The organism is Streptomyces sp. NPDC001401 (genome assembly GCF_042895385.1).
In the GTDB taxonomy this organism is placed as follows: Bacteria; Actinomycetota; Actinomycetes; order Streptomycetales; family Streptomycetaceae; genus Streptomyces.
Genome location: NZ_JBIAWI010000017.1, coordinates 33477 through 53977 on the forward strand (window position 1 = coordinate 33477; position 20501 = coordinate 53977).

At 71.5% G+C, this 20501-nt stretch carries 15 protein-coding genes; 5 read left to right on the forward strand and 10 right to left on the reverse strand.

Features of this window, described 5'->3' with window-relative positions; translation table 11 throughout:
* Positions 1-47: 47 nt before the first annotated feature.
* The 7 genes from ACFY10_RS40505 to ACFY10_RS40535 all read right to left on the reverse strand — a co-directional run bounded on the left by ACFY10_RS40505 (position 48) and on the right by ACFY10_RS40535 (position 11313).
* Positions 48-2783: a SpoIIE family protein phosphatase gene (locus ACFY10_RS40505; protein WP_390670309.1), complete on the reverse strand. Its 2736-nt coding sequence runs from the start codon at positions 2781-2783 to the stop codon at positions 48-50.
* A 113-nt stretch (positions 2784-2896) separates the two neighbouring features.
* A complete protein-coding gene (locus ACFY10_RS40510) occupies positions 2897-4030 on the reverse strand; it encodes an aromatic ring-hydroxylating dioxygenase subunit alpha (RefSeq protein ID WP_390670310.1) in 1134 nt (377 codons plus the stop codon).
* Between the two features lie 61 nt (positions 4031-4091).
* Entirely contained in the window at positions 4092-5240 is a 1149-nt protein-coding gene (solA, locus tag ACFY10_RS40515; RefSeq protein WP_390670311.1) for an N-methyl-L-tryptophan oxidase, read from the reverse strand.
* 121 nt (positions 5241-5361) lie between these two features.
* Positions 5362-7809, reverse strand: a complete 2448-nt coding sequence (locus ACFY10_RS40520) for an FAD-dependent oxidoreductase (RefSeq protein WP_390670312.1) — start codon at positions 7807-7809, stop codon at positions 5362-5364.
* Between the two features lie 36 nt (positions 7810-7845).
* Positions 7846-8514 carry an MBL fold metallo-hydrolase gene (locus tag ACFY10_RS40525; RefSeq protein WP_390670313.1) on the reverse strand — a complete coding sequence of 223 codons (669 nt, stop codon included), beginning with the start codon at positions 8512-8514 and terminating at the stop codon, positions 7846-7848.
* Complete coding sequence (locus ACFY10_RS40530) at positions 8511-9596, reverse strand: S-(hydroxymethyl)mycothiol dehydrogenase (RefSeq protein WP_390670314.1); 1086 nt, start codon at positions 9594-9596, stop codon at positions 8511-8513. The genes ACFY10_RS40525 and ACFY10_RS40530 overlap by 4 nt, the downstream gene beginning before the upstream one ends.
* A gap of 307 nt (positions 9597-9903) precedes the next feature.
* Positions 9904-11313 carry an MFS transporter gene (locus tag ACFY10_RS40535; RefSeq protein WP_390670315.1) on the reverse strand — a complete coding sequence of 470 codons (1410 nt, stop codon included), beginning with the start codon at positions 11311-11313 and terminating at the stop codon, positions 9904-9906.
* Positions 11314-11343: 30 nt separating this feature from the next.
* Between ACFY10_RS40535 and ACFY10_RS40540 the strand changes: the two genes are divergently transcribed.
* From ACFY10_RS40540 to ACFY10_RS40550, 3 genes are all read left to right on the forward strand, one after another.
* Entirely contained in the window at positions 11344-11574 is a 231-nt protein-coding gene (locus ACFY10_RS40540) for an IclR family transcriptional regulator C-terminal domain-containing protein (protein ID WP_390670317.1), read from the forward strand.
* Positions 11575-11638: 64 nt separating this feature from the next.
* On the forward strand, positions 11639-12511 hold the full coding sequence (gene purU, locus ACFY10_RS40545) for a formyltetrahydrofolate deformylase (RefSeq protein ID WP_390670318.1): 873 nt from the start codon (positions 11639-11641) through the stop codon (positions 12509-12511).
* A gap of 30 nt (positions 12512-12541) precedes the next feature.
* Entirely contained in the window at positions 12542-13339 is a 798-nt protein-coding gene (locus ACFY10_RS40550) for an IclR family transcriptional regulator (RefSeq protein WP_390670319.1), read from the forward strand.
* A gap of 125 nt (positions 13340-13464) precedes the next feature.
* On the opposite strand, the gene folP is transcribed toward ACFY10_RS40550, so the two are convergent.
* The 3 genes from folP to ACFY10_RS40565 form a co-directional block, all read right to left on the reverse strand.
* The gene (gene folP, locus ACFY10_RS40555; RefSeq protein WP_390670492.1) at positions 13465-14271 is read right to left on the reverse strand and encodes a dihydropteroate synthase; all 807 of its coding nucleotides are present in this window, start codon (positions 14269-14271) and stop codon (positions 13465-13467) included.
* 610 nt (positions 14272-14881) lie between these two features.
* Positions 14882-15262 carry a bifunctional 3-phenylpropionate/cinnamic acid dioxygenase ferredoxin subunit gene (locus ACFY10_RS40560; RefSeq protein WP_390670320.1) on the reverse strand — a complete coding sequence of 127 codons (381 nt, stop codon included), beginning with the start codon at positions 15260-15262 and terminating at the stop codon, positions 14882-14884.
* Between the two features lie 114 nt (positions 15263-15376).
* On the reverse strand, positions 15377-17842 hold the full coding sequence (locus ACFY10_RS40565; RefSeq protein ID WP_390670321.1) for a SpoIIE family protein phosphatase: 2466 nt from the start codon (positions 17840-17842) through the stop codon (positions 15377-15379).
* Positions 17843-18053: 211 nt separating this feature from the next.
* Between ACFY10_RS40565 and ACFY10_RS40570 the strand changes: the two genes are divergently transcribed.
* The gene (locus ACFY10_RS40570) at positions 18054-20120 is read left to right on the forward strand and encodes a SpoIIE family protein phosphatase (protein ID WP_390670322.1); all 2067 of its coding nucleotides are present in this window, start codon (positions 18054-18056) and stop codon (positions 20118-20120) included.
* Between the two features lie 122 nt (positions 20121-20242).
* Entirely contained in the window at positions 20243-20497 is a 255-nt protein-coding gene (locus ACFY10_RS40575) for an EF-hand domain-containing protein (RefSeq protein WP_390670323.1), read from the forward strand.
* Positions 20498-20501 lie beyond the last annotated feature (4 nt).

Genomic DNA, 20501 nt, shown 5'->3' on the forward strand with positions numbered 1-20501 from the left:
CGCACAAGGTTGCGCGATGTGCAACTTTCAGGGGTGCTCGGGAGCGGTTACAGCATCGGCTCGTCCCACTGGTCGAGCAGCAGGTCGGCCATGGACTCGTCGAGCTCGGCCGGTGCGGCGTCCAGCGACTGTTCGCTCCAGATGACCTTGCCGCGCGAGGTGTACCGGGTGCCCCAGCGCCGGGCGTAGTGGGCGACGAGGAACAGGCCCCGGCCGCCCTCGTCGGTGGTGGCCGCGCGGCGCAGGTGCGGGGAGGTGCTGCTGCCGTCGGCGACTTCGCAGATCAGGCTGTCCCGGTCGTACAGCAGCCGAAGCCGGATGGGATCGCTGCCGTAGCGGATGGCGTTGGTGACCAGTTCGCTGAGGATGAGTTCGGTGTTGAAGGCGATCTCGTCCAGGCCCCAGCTCTCCAGCCGGCGGGCGCAGGCGGCGCGGACGGGGCCGAGGGCAGCGGGATCGTTGGGCACGTCCCAGTAGGCGACCCGGTCCGGGTCCAGCAGCCGGGTCTGCGCCACCAGGAGGGCGATGTCGTCGCCGGGGCGGTCGGGCAGCAGGGCGTCGAGCACTGCCTGGCAGGCCTGTTCGGGGGTTTGGCCCGGGTGCGCCAGGGCGGCGCGCAGGAGCCCGAGTCCGGTGTCGATGTCGCGGTCGCGGGCCTCGATGAGCCCATCGGTGTACAGGGCGAGCCGGGAGCCCTCGGACAGGTGCAGTTCGGCCGTCTCGACCGGCAGGCCGGAGCCCAGGCCCAGCGGTGGTGAGACGGGGACCTCTGGGAAGGTGACGGTGCCGTCGGGGTGGACGAGGGCGGGGCCGGGATGGCCGGCCCGGGCGATGCTGCACCGGCCGGAGACCGGATCGTAGATCGCGAAGAGGCAGGTGGCGCCGGTGATGCCCTCGCCCTCTCCCTCGGCGGTCTCGGTCTCGTCGATGTAGGCGACCAACTCGTCGAGATGGCCGAGGAGTTCGTCGGCGGCCAGGTCGAGGGCGCAGAAGTTGTGGACCACGGTGCGCAGCCGGCCCATGGTCGCGGCGGCGTGCAGGCCGTGCCCGACGACGTCGCCGACGACCAGGGCGACGCGGGCGCCGGGCAGCGGGATGACGTCGAACCAGTCCCCGCCCACGCCGGCCTGGGCGGGCAGATAGCGGTGGGCCACCTCCAGGGCCGACTGTTCGGGCAGCGCGCGGGGCAGCAGGCTGCGCTGCAGGGTGACCGCCATGGTGTGCTCGCGGGTGAAGCGGCGGGCGTTGTCGACCGCGACGGCCGCGCGGGCGGCCAGCTCCTCGGCGAAGGCCAGGTCCTCCTCCGTGAAGGCGTCCTGGTCCGAGCGCCAGAAGTCGACCAGCCCCAGCACCATGCCGCGGGCCTGCAGCGGCACGGTGATCAGGGTGTGGATGCCGAAGTCCAGGACGCGCCGGGTCCGCTCGGGATCCTGCGCCTGCCAGCCCGGCGCGGCGCTCAACTCGGGCTCCAGCACGCCGTGGCCGCTCCGCAGGCCCTGCGCCTGCGGTGTCGTCGGCAGGAAGGTGATCGCCTCGTCCGCCGGGTACAGCGGGTGGTCGTCCCGTACACCGCGCACGGCGACGCGGTGCATGGCCGGGCCCGCGCCGTCCGGCTCGTCGCCCCGCCGGACCGCGTCCAGCAGCTCGACCGTGACGAAGTCGGCGAACCGGGGAACCGCGATCTCGGCCAGTTCCTCGGCGGTGCGCACCACGTCGAGGGTGGTGCCGATCCGCACGCCGGCGTCGTAGAGCAGCTGCAGCCGGGCCCTTGCCACCTGCGCCCGGCCCGCCAGAGCGCGCAGCTCAGTGGTGTCCCGCAGGGTCGCCACGCTTTCGGCCGGGCCTCCGTGCGGGGCGGTCGGCCGTACGTTGACCGCCAGCAGCCGCTCCCCCGCCAGCAGCACCACGTCGGAGGCCGTCCGGCCCGAGGTCAGCAGGGTGGCGGTACGCGGGGCGAGGCCGAGGTCGGTGACCGGCCGGCCCACGGCGTCCTGGGGCAGGTCAAGGAGCCGGCTCGCCTCGTCGTTGGCGAGCAGCAGCCGCCCTTCGTCGCTGACGACGAGTACGCCTTCCCGCACCGAGTGCAGGACCGCGTCGTGGTGCTCGTACATCCGGGTCATCTCGGCCGGTTCCAGCCCGTGCGTCTGACGCCGCAGCCGTCGGCTCACCAGCGCCGATCCGCCCATGACCAGTGCCAGCCCGACGGCGGCGGAACCGAACAGCAGCGGCAGCTGCTCCACCACCCGGTGGTTGATGGCCTTGACGGTGACCCCGACGGACACCAGCCCGACGACCTTGCCGTCGGTGTCGAAGACGGGAACCATCGAGTCCACGGCGCGGCCGATCCCAGGCGTGTTGTACGTGGCCTGGTGCACCCTGCCGGCGAGCGCGTCGGAGTAGGAGCCGACGACGTGCTTGCCGATCAGCTTCGGGTCGGGATGGGTCCACCGGAAGCCGGCCGGACTGAACGCGATGACGTAGGCGACACCGGATCCCTTGCGGGCCTCCTCCGCCCTCGGCTGCAGCAGTGCGCTGGGGTCGGCGGACGTCATGGCGGCCAGCGTGCCCGGGGCGTGCGCGAAGGTCTCGGCGCCGACCAGCGAACGCTCATTGGCCTCCTGCAGGCTCGCGCTGCGGGCCTGCAGCACAAGCGCCACCAGCGCGGCGACGACCAGCAGCAGGACGACGCCCACCTGAAGGACGAAGACCTGGCCGGCGACGCTGTGCACGTTCAGCACGGAGGGCAACCGGGCCGGGGACCGCCGAGATCTGGACTTGGCCATGCCTCAAGTATTGGTCGCTGCGGCTCCGGCGCCCCCGGTCATGCTGCGATGGCCCGTCCACCTGCCGGAGGGGGCCGCCGAACGGCAGGTGGACGGGCAGTATCGGGGTGGGATCAGCGGGCGGGCTGTGCGTCCAGCCTGGCCTGCAGCCAGCTGTGGAACTCGCCGATGTGGTGCTCGCTGGGCACCAGGACGCCGCCCTTGGCGTACGCCCGCGAACTCATCGCCGGCTGGGTCCGCTCGCACGCGTCGAAGTCCTGCTGGTTGACGCGGTGGAACAGCTCGACCGAACGGTCCACGTCCTTGCCGCTCTCCACCACGTGCGGGAGATACAGCCAGTCGCACTCGACGACCGTGCGGTCGGCCGACATCGGGTACATCCGGTGGAAGATCACATGGTCGGGGACGAGGTTGATGAAGACCTGCGGCCGGACGGTGATCGCGTAGTAGCGGCGGTCCTGGTCCTGGGCGACCCCCGGGATGCGGTCCAGGCCCTCGCTGCCGTCGACGGTGAAGCCCTGCACCTCCTCACCGAACTCGGCACCATGGCCGACGTAGTACTGCGCCGCGTATCCGTCCGCGAACTCCGGGAGCACCTCGGTGAGTTCGGGGTGGATGGTCGCGCAGTGGTAGCACTCCATGAAGTTCTCGATGATGAGCTTCCAGTTGGCCTTCACGTCGTAGGTGATACGGCGGCCCACCTGGAGGTTCTCGATGCCGTAGCGCTCGATGGACTCGACGTCGCCGAGCCGCTCGACGATCGCGCCCAGCACGTCCTCCTCGAAGGACGGAGGGGTGTCGGCCAGGCACACCCACACATATCCGAGCCACTCCCGGACATGGACGTTGACCAGCCCGTAGGCGGTCCGGTCGATGTCCGGCATCGACGTCAGGTTCGGCGCGGCCACCAGCTTGCCGTCCAGGCCGTAGGTCCAGGCGTGGTACGGACATTGGAAGGCCCGCTTGACCTCACCGGACTCCTCCGTGCACAGCTTGGCGCCACGGTGCCGGCAGATGTTCAGGAACGCCTTGATCGAGCCGTCCCGGGAGCGGGAGACCAGCACGCTCTCCCGGCCCACCTGGAAGGTGCGGAACTGGCCCGGCTTGGCCAGCTCCGGGGCGCGGGCCACGCAGAACCACATGGCCTCGAAGACGCGCTCCTGCTCCAGGGCGAAGACCTCGGGGTCGGTGTAGTACTCCCCGGGCAGCGTGGAGATCAGGCTGGGGGGCAGGTCCATCATGGTCATCAGGTCACCTTCGGAAATGTCGGACGAAAAATGTCAGACGCGAAACGTCAGACGCGAAACGTCAGACGCGCACACGGCGAGGGTCGAACAGGGCGATGGGGTGTTCGGTGGTGCCAACGGTTGCCAGGTCGGCGAGGATCTCGCCGATCACGGGCACGAACTTGAACCCGTGGCCGGAGAATCCGCAGGCCACCGTCACCTGCGGATGCTCGGGATGCCGGGCGAGGACGAAGTGCTCGTCCGGGGTGTTGGCGTACATGCAGGCCGCTGCCTTGAGGAAGCTGCCGGGCAGGGCGGGGATGCGGGGGCGCAGGTAGGCGGCCATGGCCTCGATCTCGTCCGGGCGGATCCGCCGGTCGAGGGTGTCGGGGTCGCTGGGGACGCCCTTGCGGAAGAAGGCGACCTTGGCGCCGCCGTCGGGGCCGTCGAGGGAGGGGAAGCCGTAGATCTGGGTGCCGTCCGGGTCCTCCCAGATGTAGACGGGGTGCCGGTCGGCGGTGAACGGGCCGGTGCCGCCCTCGGGCTGGAACCAGTACATGACCTGCCGTTCGACCGTCACGCGCACGCCGAGGCCGGACAGCAGCTTCGGCGCCCAGGCGCCAGGGGCGATGACCAGCCGGTCGGCGGTGTAGGCGCCGCGGTCGGTGACCACCCAGGCCTTGCCGCCGGGGCCGTCGGCCTCCCAGCCGAGGACCATTTCGGCGAAGTGCAGATCGGCGCCGTGCGCCCGCGCCAGGTCCAGGTGGGCAGTGACGGTCGCCTCCGGCCGGGCGATGCCGGCCTTGCGCTCGTAGAAGGCGACGTCCTCGGCGGCCGGGCTGAAGGTGGGGAAGCGGCGCCGGATGTCGGCGGCGCCGAGGACCTCGTGGTCCAGGCCCCACTCGTGCGCACTGCGCAGGGTGCCCGCGAAGGCCTCGCTGTCCTCGCGGCCGATCATGAGGCCGCCGGTCTCGGTGAAGACCTCGTGGCCGGAGTCGGCGGCCAGCTTCTCCCACAGTTCGTGGGCGCGCAGCAGCAGCGGTACGTAGGCCGGGTCCTCGAAATAGGCCTGCCGGTAGATACGGGAACCGCCGTGGCTGGAGCCGAGGTTGTGGGCCGGGCCGAAGCGCTCGATGCCGAGCACTCGTTGGCCGCGGGCGGCGAGGTGATAGGCCGCTGCGCTGCCCATTCCGCCCAGGCCTACGACGATGACGTCGTACGAAGGGGCCATGTGTCCGTCTCCTGGGAATCTTGGGGATGTTGCGTCGGTGAGTGATCTGCGGGTCTGTGGGGGCTGGTCGCGCAGTTCCCCGCGCCCCTTTGGGCGCGGCCCGTGCCGCCTGGTAGCTGGTTCAGCGGCGGACGCGGGACATCTCAGGGTCGAAGAGCGGCTCGGCTGCGGTGGTGGCCGCGATCCTGGTGCCGAAGTACTCGATCTCGACCCGGGTCCCAGGGGTGGCGTGCCCGGCCGGCAGCCAGGCGTACGCGATCGGTGCACCGATGGTGTAGCCGTAGGCGGCGCCGGTGACGTAACCGACCGGACCGCCGTCGACGTAGACGGGCTCGTGGCCCATCACCACGGCCTGCTGGTCCTCGATGACGAGGGGGACGAGCTTGCGGGTGACCGTCTCCTCGGTGATCCCCTCGAGCGCGGACTTGCCCGTGAAGTGCGCCTTGTTGCGGCGTACGGCGAAGCCGAGGCCTGCCTCGTAGGGGTTGTGTTCGGTGGTCATGTCATGGCCCCAGGAGCGGTAACCCTTCTCCAGGCGCAGGCTGTTGAAGGCGCTGCGGCCGGCGGCGATGACGCCCAGTTCCTGGCCGGCCTGCCACAGGGTGTCCCACAGCCGGGCGCCGAGGTCGGCGGTGGTGTAGATCTCCCAGCCGAGCTCGCCCACGTAACTGAGCCGCATCGCGGTGACCGGGACGTCGCCGAAGTGGGCCTGCTTGGCCTTGAAGTAGCCGAAGCCCTTGTGCGAGAAGTCGGTGCCGGTCAGCGGCTGGACGAGGTCGCGGGCGCGCGGCCCCCACACGCCCAGGCAGCAGGTGCCGGCGGTGATGTCGCGCACCTGCACGGAGCCGTCGCCGGGCAGACGCCGGCGCAGCCAGTCCAGGTCGAGATTGCCGTTGGCGCCGATCTGGAAGCGCTCGGCCTCCAGGCGGGCGATGGTCAGGTCGCTGCGGACGCCGCCGGCGCTGTCGAGCAGGAGGGTGTAGGTGACGGAACCGACCGGCTTGTCGAGCTGATTGGTCGTCAACTCCTGTAGGAAGGCGAGGACTTCGGGGCCCGTCACCTCCAGCCGCTTCAGCGGCGTCATGTCGTACAGGGCCACGCGCTCGCGGGTGACGAGCGCCTCGGCTCCGGCGATCGGCGACCAGTAGCGGGACGCCCAGGCGTTACGGCCGGGGATGCGCGCCACTTCGGGCAGGTTGGCGTTGGCTTCGTACCAGTGCGGCCGCTCCCAGCCGCCGCCCTCCAGGAAGACCGCGCCGAGGGCCTCCTGACGGGAGTGGAAGGGGCTGATGCGCAGGGGACGCGGGGACTCGGCCGGCTGCAGCGGGTGCAGGATGTCGTAGACCTCGACGAAGTTCTGGCAGCTGCGCTCGTGCACGTACGAGGGCGCGAGCTGGACCTCCTCGAAGCGGTTGATGTCGCACTCGTGGACGTCGGTGCCGGGCCTGCCGTCGACCAGCCATTCGGCCATGGCCCTGGCCACGCCCGCGGAGTGGGTGACCCAGACGGCCTCGGCCAGCCAGAAGCCCTGCACCTTCGACGACTCGCCCATCAGCGGCATGCCGTCGGAGGTGAAGGAGAAGATGCCGTTGAAGCCCTCCTCGATCTTCGCGTCCGACAGGGACGGCAGCAGGGAGACGGAGTCGGTCCAGGCGCCCTCGAAGTCGGCCTCGGTGAACTGCAGCGAGGACGGCATGACGGCGTCACGCGGGTGTGCGACGTCGTCCAGGGATACGGGCATGGGCCGGTGGGCGTAGGAGCCGATGCCGATCCGGTCGACGAGTTCGCGGTAGTACAGGCCGGCGTCCTGGTTGCGCAGGATCGGCAGGGACGCCTGGGTGTACTCGTCGTTGCGCCCGGCGAGGGCGGGGAGTTGCGTGGTCCTGGCGTACTGGTGGGCCAGGGGCACCAGCGGCACCGGCTGCCCGACCATACGGCCGATCTCCGGGCCCCAGAAGCCGGCGCAGGAGACCACGATGTCCGCCGGGAAGGTGCCCTGGTCGGTGACGACTGCGCTGACCCGGTCCGCGGTCGTCTCGATGCCGGTGACCGTGTGGTGGCCGTGGAAGCGGGCGCCGCGGGCGATCGCCCGGCGGGCCTGCGCCTCGCCGGCCCTCAGCGCGTTGGCCAGGCCGTCGCCGGGGATGTGCAGGCCGCCCAGGATCCGCTCGGCGTCCAGCAGCGGGTGCAGTGCGGCGGACTCCTCGGGGCTCAGCAGGCGGCTGTCCACTCCCCAGGAGCTCAGCCAGCCGTGCCGGCGCTGGATCTCCGCCAGCCGCTCGGGGCCGGCGGCCACCTCCAGGCCGCCGACCTGGTTGAAGCACCACTGCCCGTCCAGGGTCAGCGCGTTGTACTTCTCGACCGTGTAGCGGGCGAACTCGGTCATCGTCTTGGAGCCGTTGGTCTGGAAGACCAGACCTGGGGCGTGCGAGGTGGAGCCGCCCGTGGCGAAGAGCGGGCCCTGCTCCAGGACGGTGACATCCGTCCAGCCGCGTGCAGTCAGTTCGTCGCTGAGCGCGCACCCGACGATGCCGGCGCCGATGATGACCACCTTCGGCTGTGTCGCCATGGCCTTCCTCCAGTTTCCTGTGCTGTGACGGGCAGTTCAGTGGCCCCGGGCGATCCAGTCGTCGAGGTGGGGCGTCTCGGCCCCGATCGAGGTGGTGGCGCCGTGACCGGTGTGCACGGTGGTGTCCGCGGGGAGGGTCAGCAGCCGGTCGCGGAGGGAGGCGGTGATGGTGTCGAAGTCGGAGTAGGAGCGGCCGGTGGCTCCGGGACCGCCCTGGAAGAGCGTGTCGCCGGAGAACAGGGCGCCCAGTTCGGGCGCGTACAGGCAGACGGCGCCGGGAGAGTGGCCGGGGGTGTGCAGCACGTGCAGCCGGATGCCGGCGACGGTCAGCTCCTCGCCGTCGATCAGCTCCCCGTAGCCGGGCTCGCGGGGCGCGTGCGCCGCCTTCCACAGCACCTCGTCGGCCGGGTGGAGCAGGATGGGCGCGCCGGTGCGGGCCGCCAGGGCGGGAGCGGCGTTGACGTGGTCGTTGTGGGCGTAGGTGCACACGATGGCGAGCAGGCGCCGGTTGCCGACGGCGGCGGTCGCGTCGGCGATGGGGGTCCCCCCGGGACGGAGCTTGTCGGAGTCTTGGGGGAGCGCGGCGTCGATGACGAGGACCTCGTCGTCGTCGCCGATCAGCCAGACGTTGTTGTCCACCTCCCAGCTGCCGCCGTCCAGTTGGAAGGTCCCGGAGGTGACCAGGTGCTCGATCCGCGCGGTCACACGGCCACCACAGAGCGCAGGACCTCGCCGTGGTGCATCTTGGCGAACGCCTCCTCGACCTCGTCCAGGGCGATCACCTCGCTGACGAAGCCGCCGAGGTCGAAGCGGCCCTGGAGGTAGAGGTCGATCAGGGCGGGGAAGTCGCGGGAGGGCAGGCAGTCGCCGTACCAGGAGGACTTCAGGGCTCCGCCGCGGCCGAAGACGTCGAGCAGGGGCAGGTCGAGGGTGAGCTCCGGAGTGGGGACGCCCACCAGCACGGCGGTGCCGGCCAGGTCGCGGGCGTAGAAGGCCTGCTTGAAGGTCTCGGGGCGGCCCACCGCGTCCACGACAACGTCGGCGCCGAAGCCGCCGGTGAGGCTGCGGATCGCCTCGACGGCGTCGGTCCTGGAGGAGTCGACGGTGTCGGTGGCGCCGAACTGCTCGGCCCACTTCAGCTTCCGCTCGTCGACGTCCACGGCGATGATCCGGCTCGCACCGGCCACCTTGGCGCCCGCGACGGCGGCCATGCCGACGCCGCCGCAGCCGATCACCGCGATCGAGTCGCCGCGGCCGACGCCGCCGGTGTTGACCGCGGCGCCGAACCCCGCCATCACGCCGCAGCCGAGCAGGCCCGCCGCGGTGGCCGGCGCTGTCGGGTCCACCTTGGTGCACTGGCCGGCGGCGACCAGGGTCTTCTCGGCGAAGGCGCCGATGCCCAGGGCCGGGGAGAGCGGGGTGCCGTCGGCCAGCGTCATCGGCTGAGTGGCGTTGTGGGTGGCGAAGCAGTACCACGGCTCGCCCTTGCCGCAGGCCCGGCAAGTGCCGCACACCGCACGCCAGTTGAGGACGACGAAGTCGCCGGGCGTGACGTCGGTGACACCCTCGCCGACCGCCTCGACCACGCCCGCGGCCTCGTGGCCGAGCAGGAACGGGAACTCGCCGCTGATCCCGCCCTCGCGGTAGTGCAGGTCGGTGTGGCAGACGCCGCAGGCCTGCACCTGCACCAGCGCCTCACCCGGGCCGGGGTCCGGCACCAGGACGGTCTCCACGGAGACCGGGGCGCCCTTTTCCAGGGCGACGACGGCGCGTACCTCGTGTGTCACTTCGAACTCCTCGATGAGGGGGAGGGCCGAATGCAGCCTTCGGCCGGGTGTTCTGGATGGCGGGGCTTGTCGATCGCTCCCACGGAGCGAGATGTGCTCGACGGCTCTGAGACCGAGCCGCGTCGTTGCGTATTACGCAATCTGCTTCACCATGAGCAACGATGAAACTGTGTGCCGTGCCGCCGACCACTGTCAAGGGGTGAGTCGGACGAACTTCTCTTGTCGCCCCTTCGAGCCCCGCGCATGCAGCGGCCGGCCCCATACAGGGCCGGCCGCTGCATGTCTCCCGGATCAGGTCCGGGCGCGGTCAGGATCGTCCGAGGCCGCTCCCCCACAGGTCGTCACGGCGCTCCCCGCCGACCGCCGCGGGCCGCCCGGAGCCGGGCAGGGCGCTGGTCTCCGCCAGCGTGCGGCCCCGCGTCTCCTCGGCCCAGGCGAAGGAGACGAGCCAGCCCAGCAAGGTCATGCCGGCGCCGATGAGCATGGTCGTGCCGATGCCCAGCCTGTCGAGGGAGATCGGCAGCAGATAGGTGCCCGCGGCGGCCCCGATGCGACTGATCGAGGTCGCCACGCCGCCCGCGGTGGCCCGGATACTCGTGGGGAAGAGCTCGTTGGGGTACGTCCACTCCAGCACCGTGGGACCGCCCGAGAAGAGGGCATAGGCGCAGAAGCACGCGATGACCACGGCGATGGGGAGCGCGGAGCCGCCGCCGAGCACCGCGAGCGGCACCACCATCAGGGCGAACGACCACACGATGACGGGGCGGCGCCCCACCCGGTCCACCAGGCGCAGCGCGGGGATGCAGCCCAGCACGAACACGACGCTGATCAGCGCCGAGCCCAGGTTGCTGATGTTGCCCTCGCCGAGGCCGAAGGAGCCCAGGATGGTGGGGCCGAAGGTGTACAGGGCGAACATCGGCGTGATCTGACACATGTAGAACAGCCCGCAGAACAGCGTGCGGCGCAGATAGACGCCCTGGAACAGGTCACGGAACCGGCCCTGCTCCACCGCCTGTTCGTCGGCCGAGGCCGCGAGCAGGTCGTCGATCGGGACGGTGCGGTCGAGAGCCTTCTCGATCGCCTTCTGGGCGTCGGCGGTACGGCCCTTGTTCACCAGCCACAGCGGCGACTCGGGCGTACCGATGCGCAGCATCAGGATCACGGCACTGAGCACGGCGCCCGAGGCGAGCATCCATCGCCAGGTGCCGGTGCCGCCGATCTCGGCCATCGCATAGCCGATCACATAGGCGGCCGCGGCGCCGACGTACCAGGCCAGGATGAGGATGCCGAGCAGTCGGCCACGGTGCTTGTTCGGCACCCATTCGGCCAGCAGGGACGTGGCGATCGGGTAGTCGGCGCCGATGGCCATGCCCAGCACGAAGCGCAGGACCACCAACTGCCAGGTCTCGTTCGCGAACACCGACAGCACCGAGCCGCCGACCAGGACCGCCAGGTCGATGGTGTACATGGCCTCACGGCCGAGTTTGTCGGTGACGGCGCCGAAGAACAGTCCGCCGACGAAGATGCCGACCAGGGCGGCAGCGCCGATGAGGCTCTCGTCTCCCGTGCTCAGGTCCAGCTCTCTGCTCATGCCGACGAGCGCGACACCGATGATGCTGAGCAGATAGCCGTCCAGGAACGGGCCGCCGGCGCAGGCCCAGGTGAGTTCGCGATGGAACTTGTTCAGTGGCGCCTCGTCGACGGCACGGATGGTCATCTGGACTCCCGGGATCGGGGACGGGGGACTGTGGCGGCTGTTGCGCCCGACGGCTGCGCCTACAGCGTCGAGGAGCTGGAGACGGGTCTGAACGCGGTGGCCGCGCCGGTCTTCACCTTCAACGGACAGGTGGTGGCCGCACTCAGCGCCTCGGGACCGTCCTACCGGCTGACCGAGCAGCGACTGCCGGAGGTCTCCGCCACGGTCCGGGCGGCGGCGGACCGGATCTCGGCCCGGCTCGGCCATCTGCGCCGGGGCTGAGCCCGCGCGCATCCGGCGCACCAACCCCTTGACCCGCCCACCACACCCCTCACGGAGGATGTCAATGTCTCCTCGACCCCAGCCCGGCCGCGAGTTCGTCCTCACCCTGTCCTGCCCCGACCAGGCCGGCCTGGTCCACGCGGTGACGACGTTTCTCGTGAGCCACTCCGGCAACATCCTGGAGAGCCGGCAGTTCGACGACCGGCTGACGGACCGCTTCTTCATGCGGGTGCACTTCGACGTCTCGGACCCGGACGTCTCGCTGGAGGGACTGCGCGCCGGTTTCGGCCCGGTCGCCGAGGCGTACCGGATCACCTGGCAGCTGCACGACGCCTCCACCCCGACCCGCACGCTGATCATGGTGTCGAAGTTCGGCCACTGCCTGAACGACCTGCTCTTCCGCAGGTCCACGGGCGCGCTCAACATCGAGATCCCGGCGATCGTCTCCAACCACCGCGAGTTCGAGCCGCTTGCGGAGAGCTACGGCATCCCCTTCCACCACATCCCGGTGACCCGGGAGACCAAGGCGGAGGCGGAAGCGCAGCTGCTGCGTCTCGTCGACGAGCTCGACATCGACCTCGTGGTCCTCGCCCGCTATATGCAGATCCTCTCCGACGACCTGTGCAAGCAGCTCGACGGACGGGCCATCAACATCCACCACTCCTTCCTGCCGAGCTTCAAGGGGGCCCGGCCCTACGTCCAGGCGCATCAGCGCGGCGTCAAGCTCGTCGGGGCCACGGCGCACTACGTCACCTCCGACCTCGACGAAGGCCCGATCATCGAGCAGGACGTGGTCCGCGTGGACCACTCGCGCGACCCGGACGACCTGGTCACCATGGGCCGCGACGTCGAGGCGCAGGTGCTCGCCCGTGCCGTGCAGTGGCACAGCGAGAGCCGTGTCCTGATCAACGGCCACTGCACCGTCGTCTTCCGCTGATGCTCGACATGAGATGCGTATAGTTGCGCCATGAGCAACTACGCGGCAGACGGCGAGACAGGAGCTCACTCGGTGAACGGGGTGCAGTCCGTCGACCGTGCCGTCAGCGTCCTGGAGATCCTCGCCCAGCGCGGCGAGGCGGGCGTCAGTGAGGTCGCCGCCGAGATCGACGTCCACAAGTCGACCGCGTTCCGCCTGCTCGGCGCGCTGGAGGCACGCGGTCTGGTGGAGCAGACGGCCGAGCGGGGCAAGTACCGGCTCGGTTTCGGGATCGTGCGCCTGGCCGGCGCGGTCACCGGCCGTCTCGACATCACCCAGCAGGGCCGGCCGGTGTGCGAGCGGCTCAGCGAGGAGATCGGCGAGACCGTCAACATCGCGGTCCTGCAGGAGCACTACGCGGTCAACCTCTACCAGGTACGCGGCCCGGGCGCGGTCGGCACGCACAACTGGGTCGGGCAGCTCACCCCGGTGCACGCCACGTCCAGCGGCAAGATCCTGCTGGCCCACCTGTCGCCGAAGGAGCGCGCGGACGTGCTCGCGGCGTCCGGGCTGCGGAAGCTCACGCCCCACACCCTGACGGCCAGGACGAAGCTGGAGAAGGACCTCACCGCGGCGCGGGAGCGCGGATACGCGGTGACGCTGGAGGAACTCGAGATCGGACTGCACGCCATGGCGGCCCCGATCCGCTCCCGCGACGGCGAGGTCATCGCCGCCCTCAGCGCCTCAGGCCCCGCGTACCGCTTCACCGAGGAGCGCATGCACGGGCTGGCGCCGGGGCTGCTCAAGGGCGCCGCGGAGATCAGCCACCGGATGGGCTACCTGGGCTGAGGCTGCGCTCCGCGGGTGTGCCACGAGGCGCCGTCGGTCGTCTGCGGCATTGTCGTGGCTGGTCGCGCAGTTCCCCGCGCCCCTTTGGGGGCGCTCCTGAGCAGGACGGGAGTATCCAGCTGATGTCAGGCCGTTGCCTCGGCGCCCCAGCGCGCCGTCACCCGTACCGCGTCGAGCGTGGACGCGACATCGTGCACCCGCAGGCACCAGACGCCCTGGGCTGCGGCGAGCGCGGACACGGCGGTGGTCGCGGCGTCGCGCAACCGTGCCGGGCGGGGCTGCCCGGTTGCCGGATCCGCCAGCAGGCGCCCCAGGAACGACTTGCGTGACGCGCCCACGAGGACGGGATGCCCCAGCGCCTGGACCTCCCCGAGGCGGCCCAGCAGCTCCCAGTTGTGCTCCGCCTCCTTGGCGAAGCCCAGCCCGGGGTCGACGATCAGGCAGCCGGGCCGGATGCCGGCCTGCAGCGCGGCCTCGACCCTCAGGCGCAGTTCGTCGACCACGTCGGTGACGACGTCGCCGTAGACGGCGTTCGTCTGCATCGCGGCGGCGTGGCCGCGCCAGTGCATCAGCACGTACGGCGCGTCGGCCCGGGCCATCGTCGGCAGCATGGCGGGGTCGGCCAGGCCGCCCGAGACGTCGTTGATCAGCCGTGCGCCCGCGTCGAGCGCGCGGGCGGCGACCTCGGCCCGCATGGTGTCGACGCTGACGACCGCGCCCGCCGCGGCGAGTTCCCTGACGACAGGCAGAATCCGCCGCAACTCCTCCTCGACCGGCGGCCGTTCCGCGCCCGGACGGGTCGACTCCCCGCCCACGTCGACGATGTCCGCGCCGTCCTCGAGCAGCGCGAGTCCGTGCGCGACGGCGGCTTCGGGGGCGAACGACAGCCCGCCGTCGGAGAACGAGTCCGGGGTGACGTTCACGACGCCCATGACCAGCGTCCGGCCGGGCCGCGGCAGCCCGTGCGGATGGAGTTCCGGCGTTCCCGGGCGCGGCGGCGCGGTCACCTGGACGGTGGCGGTCACGAGGAGCCCACCTTCGGCGCCGTCTCGGCGGCCGACAGCCCGCGTCGGCGCATGAACGGTCGGGTCCGGTCGTAACCGGCCGCGGCGAACCGGTCGCACGTACAGGCCCGGTGCCCGGCGCACGACCCGGCGCCGCACCGCTGCCGCATGCCATGGGCGGTGTGGAGAGCGAGGACGAGCCCGCCCCTCACCGCCGCCGGCGGACCGGTGAGAGCCTGTGGACGCACCCCCGCCGTCCGGCCGAAAGGCGGGCGCTGCGCCGGCCGTGGAGCGGCTGATGACCGCAGTCGGTGCATGCGATCACAGGGCGTCGGAGCGCCCTCGGCGGGGAGGAGCCACGCGGGCGGCCCGGCAACGCCCCGAGCGTGCGTGCCGACAGCGACATCAGCCGCCGGCGCGGCCGGACCAGCACAGGCGGGGATTTGTTCACCGGCGCTCAGGACGGTCACGGACACCCTGACGACCGGCCGCCTGTCGCCGGGGCGATGGGGCTCGTCGACGACGACCGCCACACTCCTCACCCGGCCCCTCCGGCAAGCGCGGCCCCTCCCAGACGGGCGGCGGCGCAGGTCGGCGGGAGGTTCGGCGGGGCGTCGGACAGCTCGACGTGGATCATGCCGTCCTCGACGAGGACCTGGTGGGTGCGGACGGGCAGCCGGGCCGGCGGGGCGTCGACGGCGCCGGTGCGCAGGTCGAACTTCGAGGCGTGCAGCGGGCATTCCACCTCGCAGCCCTCCAGCCAGCCGTCGGCGAGCGAGGCGTCCTGGTGGGTGCACGTGTCGTCGATCGCGTAGAGCTCGCCGTCCTCAGTGTGGAACACGGCGACGGCAGGGTCGGACTCGAGCCGGAACGCCTCGCCTCGCGGCAGGTCGGCGAGACGGCACGCGGGAAGCTTCATGACCACCTCGATGCGTATTACGAAACTGCATGCGCGACGCGCAACGACAGTTTCGGGTCGCCCCCACCCCTTGTCAAGGAGTCGCCCGATGGCGGCAGATCCCGCCGCACCGCGTCACGGAAGCTCCTGCTCGGCCCAGATGATCTTTCCGTCGGCCGTGTAGCGGGCGCCCCAGCGTGCGGTCAGCTGGGCGACCAGGAAGAGGCCGCGGCCGCCCTCGTCCGTGCTGCGGGCATGCCGCAGCCGGGGGGCCGTGCTGCTGGCATCGGCGACCTCGCAGGTCAGGCGGGAGTCACGGATGAGCCGTAGCCGGATGGGCGGCTCGGCGTAGCGGATCGCGTTGGTGACCAGTTCGCTCACGACGAGTTCCGTCGTCATGGCCAGGTCCGTCAGCCCCCAGGCCGCCACCTGGCGGGTGGCGCGGGCGCGGATGTCGGCGACGGCGGCGGGGTCCACGGGCACGTGCCACGAGACGACGTGGTCGGCGCCGAGGGCGTGCGTGCGCGCGAGGAGAAGGGCGATGTCGTCGGGCTGCGGCACGGGCACGAGTTGCCGTACCGCGGATGTGCACAGGGTGGAGAGGTCGGTGTCGGAGCGGGCCAGCAGGTCGCCGAGCCGGGACATGCCCAGTTCCATGTCGCCGTCGGCGCCCTCGATGAGGCCGTCGGTGTAGAGGCCGATCAGGCTGTTCTCGGCGAGCTCGATCTCGGCGGCCTCGAACGCCATCCCGCCCAGCCCGAGCGGAGGCCCGGGCGGGAGCTCCGGGAAGGACACGTGTCCGTCTGGCGCGACGACGACGGGGGGCAGGTGGCCGGCGCGGGCCATCGTGCACCGCCGGGTGACGGGGTCGTAGACGGCGTACAGGCAGGTCGCCCCTAGGAACGCGGTGGTGCTGCGGTGGGCCGCCTCGTCGTCGGCCCGCTCGGCGCTCAGCCGCAGCACGAGGTCGTCGAGGTGGGCGAGCAGTTCGTCGGGGGGCATCTCCATGTCGGCAAGAGTCTGCACGGCGGTGCGCAGCCGTCCCATGGTCGCCGCGGCGCTGATGCCGTGCCCCACCACGTCGCCGACGACGAGGCCCACGCGGGCCCCGGACAGCGGGATCACATCGAACCAGTCCCCGCCCACGCCGCCCCCCGTCGGGTCCGCCGGCAGATAGGCGGAGGCCACCTCCAGCGCGGTCCCGCCCGTCAGGGCCTGCGGCAGCAGACTGCGCTGCAGGGTGACGGCCGCGGTGTGTTCCCGGGTGTAGCGGCGGGCGTTGTCGACACACAGCGCCGCCCGCGCCACCAGTTCCCGGGCCAGCAGGACGTCGTCGGGCTGGAACTGGACGGGATTGAGCGACCGCATGAACGTGGTGATACCCAGGACGGTGTTCCGTGCCCGCATCGGCACGGCGATGAACGAGTGCAGCCCGAACTCCCTTATCTTTGCCGCCCGTTCGGGCTGTTCGGCGACCCATCGCTCGTCGGCCGGATCGAGGACGGGCAGGAGGACCGGCTCGCCGTCGACGAGCAGGTTCACGTCGTGCGACGGAGGCAGGAAGCCCGCCCGGTCCCCCACCCGTGCCACGGCCTCCGGGCAGCCCTCGCGCACCGAGCTCATTCCGGCGCGGCGCATCACCGGCCCGACGGAGGCGGGCCCGGCGTCCGTCAGCCACGCGCCGTGCCCTTCGGTGCTGAGGACGGGCTCCAGCAGGTCCACGACGACGAAGTCCGCGAAGCGGGGTACGGCGAAGTCGGCGAGTTCCTGAGCCGTCCGCATCACGTCCAGGGTGGTGCCGACGCTGGTCCCCGCCTCGTTGACCAGCGTCAGGAGCCGGCGGGCGGTCCACCGCTCGGTTACGTCCTGGACCATGTAGCAGACCCCGGTGACGGAGTCGCCGGCGTCCACCAGGGGGAAGAAGGAGGTGGAGTAGGCGTGCTGGCGGTGGGGATCGGCCCAGCTCCAGCCCAGGTACTCGTGGTCGGTGACCGGGACTCCGGTCTCCAGGACCTTGTTCATCAGTCCCTCGATGGCGGCCGCCTGCAGCCCGGGCAGCAGTTCGCTCAGCCGACGCCCCAGCCGCTGCTCGCGGGGCACTCCGCCGAAGCGTTCCAGGGTGTCGTTCAGCCATACGTAGCGCAGCTGCTGGTCCATCACCGCCATGCCGATGGGGGAACGGGTCAGGAACCCGTCGAGGACGGACTGGCCGACCGACCACTGCTGCCGCTGCTCCCGCGCCGACATCAGGAAGCACTCGTCCTCGCCGATGCGGAAGGACGCGGAGACCCGCAGGTCGACGTCGAGGGTCCGGCCGTCGCGGTGCCGTACGGAGATGAGACCGCTCCACCCCATTCCGGCGCGGCACCGCTCCGCCACACCGGCCACCCGTGCCGGGTCGTCGGGCATCGCCACCAGGCGCGCGGCGGAGCCGCCGACCACCTCGGACGCCGGGTGGCCGAGCAGTGCTTCGGCACCCCGGGTCCAGCCGAGCACGACGCCCGCCGCCGACACGACCGCCGCCGCGTCGGTGGACGCGTCGAGGAGTTCGCGCGGCCCTGGGGGCGTCGGCCCGTCGGATGTTTCTCGCGCAGGATCCATGGGTGCCGTCCGGGTGCCGTCCTTTACACGACCATGTTCCTGCTAGTCCGCCCGATGTGCACGGCCCTGGCGGACGTCCCCGCCCGGCCCGCAGCGCTTCCGCCCTCCCCGGCGCGGAGGGAGCATGGAAGGGCCGCTGGTCGGAACCCCGGGTGGCGGCGACTCCGGCCGGGGTCCGCGGACCCCGCCGAACGGTGGAGGTGGTTGCGGGATGACAGCCGAATCCTTCCCTTCCGACAGTGATACGGACGGTTTCGAACCGCCCCCGCCGACCGGTCTGCTGGATGTCCTGAGCGTGGCCGCGACGGTCGTCGACGCCGACGGACGCATCGTGTTCTGGACCCCGCAGGCCGAGGAACTGTTCGGATACACCGCGCAGGAGGCGCTCGGCAGGTACGCGGCCCAGCTGTTCATCCACCCCGAGCACCTGAAGTCGGTGGTCAAGCTGTTCACCGAGGTGCTGGAGACCGGCCGGAGCTGGGCGGGCGCCTTCCCCATCCGGCACAAGGACGGCAGCACCCGGGTGATGGAGTTCCGCAACATGCGCCTCCAGGACGACCTCGGGGACGTCTACGCCCTGGGCATCGTGGCCGACCACAACCTGCTCCAGCGCGTCGAGACCGATCTGGCCCTGTGCGAACGGCTGATCAACCAGTCCCCGATCGGCCTGGCCCTCCTCGACCCCGATCTGCACTACCTCCTGGTCAACCCGGCGCTGGAGCGCATCGACGGCATCCCCGCCGAGGAGCACCTGGGCCGTGGTCTGAGGGGGACGCTGCCGCTGCGCGACGTCGACTCCATCGAGGGCGCGCTGCGTCAGGTGCTGACCACCGGCACCCCGCTGCTCGACCAGTACCACGTGGGCCGCCCGCCGGCCGACCCCGACCACGAGCACGCCTGGTCGCTGTCCTTCTACCGGCTCGAGGACCCCGGCGGGCGGGTCCTGGGCGCGGCCGCCTCCGTCGTCGACGTCACCGAACGGCACCGCGCGGCCGCCGAGGCCGACCGGGCCCGGCGCCGCCTCGCCCTCATCGCCGACGCCTCGGTGCGCGTGGGCACCACGCTGGAGGTGGAGGAGACCGCCCGTGAACTGGCCGAGATCGCCGTCCCGCAGCTCGCCGACGTGGTCGCCGTGGACGTCCTCGACTCCGCCCTGGCCTGCCGCCGTGCGCGCAGACCGGACGACGGCCCGGAGCTCTTCCGCGCCCTTGCGCTCAAGGCGGCCCACCCGACCGTGGCGCTGCGCGCCGCCGACCCGCCCGGCGGCCTCGCGGCCTACGACGGGGACCGCCTGGTCACCCTGTGCGTGCACACCGGCCGGCCGGTCCTGGTGCGGCACGTCGGCGACCGCGATCTGCCGCGCATCGCCCGGGACGCCGAGGCCGGATCGCTGCTGGCCCGGGCCGGCGTCCACTCGTACCTGGCCGTGCCGCTGATCGCCCACGGCGAGGTGCTCGGTGCCCTGGACCTCAAGCGCACCACCAACCCGCTCCCCTTCGACGAGGACGATGTCGTCCTGGCGAGCGAGCTGGCCGGGCGCGCGGCCGTGGCCATCGACAACGCCCGCTGGTTCCAGAGCGTGCGCAACACCGCCCTCACCCTGCAGCGCAGCCTGCTGCCCGACCACCCGCCGCAGCACGCGGGCCTCGAACTCGCCTCCCGCTACCAGCCCGCCCAGGCCACAAGCGAGGTCGGCGGCGACTGGTACGACGTCATCCCGCTGAGCGACGACAGGACCGCCCTGGTCGTCGGCGACGTCATGGGCAACGGCATCGACGCCGCCGCCACCATGGGCCGGCTGCGCACCGCCACCTGCGCCTACGCGGACCTCGACCTCGCCCCCGAGGCCGTGCTCCAGCACCTCGACAAGATCACCTGCGATCTGGAGCACTACATCGTCACCTGCCTCTACGCGGTGTACGACCCGCGCACGAGGCTGTGCCACATCGCCAATGCCGGACACATGCCGCCCGCACTGGTCGGCCCGGAGCACCCCGCCGAGCTGCTCGACCTGCCCTCCGGCGCCCCGCTCGGCGTCGGCGGCATCCCCTTCGAGACGACCACGGCCCGTCTCGACCCCGGCGACCTGCTGGTCCTCTACACCGACGGCCTCGTCGAGACCCGGCACCACCCCATCGACGACCGCCTGGACGTCCTTCTCAGCTTCCTCGACGAACCCATGCGCCCCCTGGAGGAAACCTGCGACCTCCTGCTCTACGGTCTGCGCCACCCCGACGACCACGACGACGTCGCCCTGCTCATCGCCCGGGCCCTCTAGACGGGCGCGGCGGGGAACCCGGGTGGCGGGAGAAGCGTTCTCATCCGTGAGTTCATTCGTGAGTTCGTTCGTGTACGAGGCAGGCTGCGATGCCCGCCGTTGAAAGGAACGGGGGCGACACGATGAGTGACAAGGCACGCAAGCTGTTCGAGGCGCTCGACCTCGACCACAGCGGGACCCTGACCCGCCAAGAGGTGATCATCGCCTTGCGGACGAAGGGCCCGACCCTGGCCGCGTCGGGAGATCTGCCGTTCTGGGCCCTGGGGGACGCCGACGCCTCCTCCGCCCTGTTCGACGCCGCCGACCAGAATGGGGACGCCGTACTGACTCTGGAGGAGTTCGCAGCGCTGGTGGACCGCCGTTTCGGCTGGCACTGACTTC

Bases quoted from the DNA above. Each gene is read 5' to 3' on its own strand.
- ACFY10_RS40505 (WP_390670309.1), bottom strand. From the start codon at position 2,783: ATGGCCAAGTCCAGATCTCGGCGGTCCCCGGCCCGGTTGCCCTCCGTG.
- ACFY10_RS40510 (WP_390670310.1), bottom strand. From the start codon at position 4,030: ATGACCATGATGGACCTGCCCCCCAGCCTGATCTCCACGCTGCCCGGG.
- solA (WP_390670311.1), bottom strand. From the start codon at position 5,240: ATGGCCCCTTCGTACGACGTCATCGTCGTAGGCCTGGGCGGAATGGGC.
- ACFY10_RS40520 (WP_390670312.1), bottom strand. From the start codon at position 7,809: ATGGCGACACAGCCGAAGGTGGTCATCATCGGCGCCGGCATCGTCGGG.
- ACFY10_RS40535 (WP_390670315.1), bottom strand. From the start codon at position 11,313: ATGACCATCCGTGCCGTCGACGAGGCGCCACTGAACAAGTTCCATCGC.
- purU (WP_390670318.1), top strand. From the start codon at position 11,639: ATGTCTCCTCGACCCCAGCCCGGCCGCGAGTTCGTCCTCACCCTGTCC.
- ACFY10_RS40550 (WP_390670319.1), top strand. From the start codon at position 12,542: ATGAGCAACTACGCGGCAGACGGCGAGACAGGAGCTCACTCGGTGAAC.
- folP (WP_390670492.1), bottom strand. From the start codon at position 14,271: ATGGGCGTCGTGAACGTCACCCCGGACTCGTTCTCCGACGGCGGGCTG.
- ACFY10_RS40560 (WP_390670320.1), bottom strand. From the start codon at position 15,262: ATGAAGCTTCCCGCGTGCCGTCTCGCCGACCTGCCGCGAGGCGAGGCG.
- ACFY10_RS40565 (WP_390670321.1), bottom strand. From the start codon at position 17,842: ATGGATCCTGCGCGAGAAACATCCGACGGGCCGACGCCCCCAGGGCCG.
- ACFY10_RS40570 (WP_390670322.1), top strand. From the start codon at position 18,054: ATGACAGCCGAATCCTTCCCTTCCGACAGTGATACGGACGGTTTCGAA.
- ACFY10_RS40575 (WP_390670323.1), top strand. From the start codon at position 20,243: ATGAGTGACAAGGCACGCAAGCTGTTCGAGGCGCTCGACCTCGACCAC.